The sequence below is a fragment of the Alkalibacterium sp. m-11 genome (assembly GCF_054658155.1).
The window spans coordinates 1-3,383 of the sequence record NZ_BAAGIR010000175.1 but is presented as its reverse complement, the minus strand read 5'-3'; the positions used below and the strand labels follow the sequence as shown (position 1 = coordinate 3,383).

Sequence of the window (3,383 nt, the reverse complement as noted above, 5' to 3'; positions counted from 1 at the left end):
AAAGTCAAGTAATAAGCATAAAAATGTGAAAAAATTTAAAAAAAGAAAATAAGTGGAGGGAAAACTCAAAAGAGAAAACCCTAAATCCACTTATATAGAGCATCTATAGTTTCCTAGGTGTCTCTTAGACTATTAAGGAGGGGATTATTTGGGAGAAAAGATTTACATGGCATTCTATGAATTATCTCGACTGGTAATAGACTGCCTGTTGTTGAACCTTTTATGGGGAATCGTCAGTTGGCCTGTCCTGTTTCTGATGATTCAGGTTGGAGTGACACCTGATCCTGAAGCTTTACAGATTCTGCTGCCACTACTGTTTCTCTTCATGCAATCGTTTTATTTCCAGGTCTGCAGGCACTTATTTCCTCTGTCCGGGAGGGGCTTAGAGAACCCGTTTCTTCAGGACCCGTTAGTTTCTTCAAGCATTACAGAAATGGCTACAGAAACAGCTTCCTGATTGGCGTAATTTATACCGGACTAATCGTACTTTTTGCTGCCTTGCTTTATTTTTCTTTAGATGGTCCGCCCATACTCAGTCTTGTAGTGGTCGTGCTTTTATTTTACATCTGGATGGTAGCCCTTATTACATTATTTATCGAAGCTCATTATGCAATGCCTGTCAGATGGAAATTGAAACAGGGAATCTACTTTATAATGAAACACCCCTTCTTTTCACTAGGATTAGTCATTTTAATGATTAGCCTGAATTACGTCATTTTTTCTGTCAGCCTTATTCTATACAGCTTAATCGGAATTCCCCTGACACTGTACGCAGTCTATTATTTATTTCTGTCCAAGTTGGACAACCTGTCTAAGTAACTGGACATCGGCATAAAACGAGGAGGATACATATGACAACTGATAAACGACTACCGACTAAGGATCAGATTATTCAAGGCGAACATTACCGTTTCACCATTATTACTGACAGACTGATTCGAATGGAATACTCAGAAACTGGGTATTTTGAAGACAGGGCGACTCAGCTGGTCCAGAATCGAAACCTTGGAGATGTCGTTTTTGAACTGAAAGAGACGAACGGCACTCTGGAAATCATTACAAGCACATTTCACCTTTTTTATACTAAGGAGGAGGAGTTCAGTCCGAAGAATCTGCATATAGATGTCAGATACAACTTTTCAAACTATACTAACAGATGGTATTACGGTCAGCCTATCGATACGCTTAAAGGAACAGTCAGAACTATTGACAGAGTGGACGGAGCAACCGATCTTGGAGAAGGAATTATGGGAAAATTCGGCTATGCCGCACTTGATGACTCGGAGTCGTTCATATTTGACAATGACAACTGTATCAAAGTGAAAGACAACCCTCACACAGATGTCTACTTTTTCTCATACGGAAGAGAGTACTTCAAAGCGCTGAAAGATTATTTTCGTCTGTCCGGATTTCCACCATTACTTCCAAGATATGCATTAGGCAACTGGTGGAGTCGTTACTGGAAGTACACTGAAGAAACCTATATCAAACTGATCGATAGATTCGAAAACGAACATATTCCTTTATCAGTCAGTGTAATCGACATGGACTGGCATCTGACAGATATTCCTTCAAAATACGGCAGCGGCTGGACAGGATACACTTGGAATACCGAATATTTTTCTGACCCTGAACGGTTTCTCACAAAACTAAAAGACAGAGGGCTAGCTACAACATTAAATGTCCATCCGGCAGATGGCATACGTGCATTTGAATCGCAATATGAACAGATTGCTGAGCGGCTCGATCTTAAAACCCATCTGGAAGAGCCGGCAAAGTTTGATCTGATGGACGATGAGTTCAGAGCCGCTTATTTTGAAGATATTCACCATCCTTTTGAAGAAATTGGAGTAGACTTCTGGTGGATAGACTGGCAGCAGGGGGAGTACAGTACAAGTGATATCGATCCCTTGTGGCTATTGAATCACTATCATTATAAAGATTTGGAAGAAAGAGGAAAAGAAGAACTGATCCTCTCAAGATATGCCGGTCCTGGAAGTCACAGGTATCCGATCGGATTTTCAGGAGACTCTGTTATTTCCTGGGATTCTTTAAATTTTCAGCCTTATTTGACAGCTACTTCCTCAAATATTGGCTATACCTGGTGGAGTCATGATATAGGTGGTCACTACAAGGGATATAAAGACGAAGAACTGGTGCAGAGATGGTTTCAGTTTGGGGTGTTCAGTCCAATCAATCGTCTCCATAGTTCCAACAGTGCTTTTTCCAGCAAAGAGCCATGGAACTACAGTGAATCGGTAAAGAATAATATGGTCGACTTTCTTCAGCTCAGACACGCATTGATACCCTATTTATATACCTATAATGTGCTGACCAGTGAAGAAGGGGTTCCGCTGATCCGCCCGGTTTATTATCACTTCCCTATGGAAAAACAGGCGTATGATGTAAATAATGAGTATTTCTTTGGCAGTGAGCTCCTGGTTCTGCCTATCACTACAAAAAAAGATAATGAAACCTTATACGGTAGTGACCTGATTTATTTCCCGGAAGGCAACTGGTTCGATATATTCAGCAACTTCAGGTACAAAGGTGGATCGAAGCTGAAATTGTATAGAGAAACGGATCGTATGCCAGTGTTTGCTAAGGAGGGAGGCATCATTCCAATGGATGCTGATCCCGTCAGCACACCAGCGTATACACTGCCAAATTCTTTGGAATGGATGATTTATCCCGGCAGATCAAACAGCTTCGAGCTCATTGAAGATGGTGGGCAGTCCAGAGCAGTGACTGAATTAACCCTTGATTATCAGACTCAGACTGTTCTCATAAAAGTTAAAGGAGAGGGTTCAGCTATTCCAGAGGGACGTGTCCACAGCTTGCACTTTAATGCTTCTGAGCAGGTGGAGCTGATCAGTGTGATAGGCGGTGAGATGATCGACCAGAGCTATTCCGATGAAATGAAGCGGACGACTATTACTTTCAGGATGAAGAACGAAGAAGAACTGAAAGTGACCTTCAAGTCCTTTAAATATATTGAAAAGCAGGACATCAGTCATGAGCTGTTTAAACGCCTGAACACCGCACAGGTCGGCTATTTTCTTAAAGATGACTTATACAACGACTTCAATAACAATCATTCGGAATTTAGTCTTCTTTCTACAATAAACGAGTTAGAAGAAGAGCACTTAAGTCAGTCGCTTTTTGAACTGTTGTATATTAAGAATAGTTAAACGCTATGCTATCTATCTGTTCTGTCATAAAAAGAAGGCCTGATTCCAATCAGGTCTTTTTAAGTTGCTATGTGTAAAATTAATGTCGGAAGAGGGGAAATTCGACCTAGACAAAAAGAAAGAAGACCCTTAATCTAGAGATAACGACAACGCTAGAGAAAGAGGTCTTCTTATGAATCAAATTATATCAGA

General features: G+C 40.8%; 2 protein-coding genes. Both read left to right on the top strand.

All coding sequences use genetic code 11. The annotated features are described in order from the left end of the window. Positions 1-148: 148 nt before the first annotated feature. Positions 149-457 carry a hypothetical protein gene (locus ACYQ2O_RS11205; RefSeq protein WP_459796639.1) on the top strand — a complete coding sequence of 103 codons (309 nt, stop codon included), beginning with the start codon at positions 149-151 and terminating at the stop codon, positions 455-457. A gap of 394 nt (positions 458-851) precedes the next feature. Further along, complete coding sequence (locus ACYQ2O_RS11200) at positions 852-3,191, top strand: glycoside hydrolase family 31 protein (protein ID WP_459796638.1); 2,340 nt, start codon at positions 852-854, stop codon at positions 3,189-3,191. The last annotated feature ends 192 nt before the right edge of the window (positions 3,192-3,383 follow it).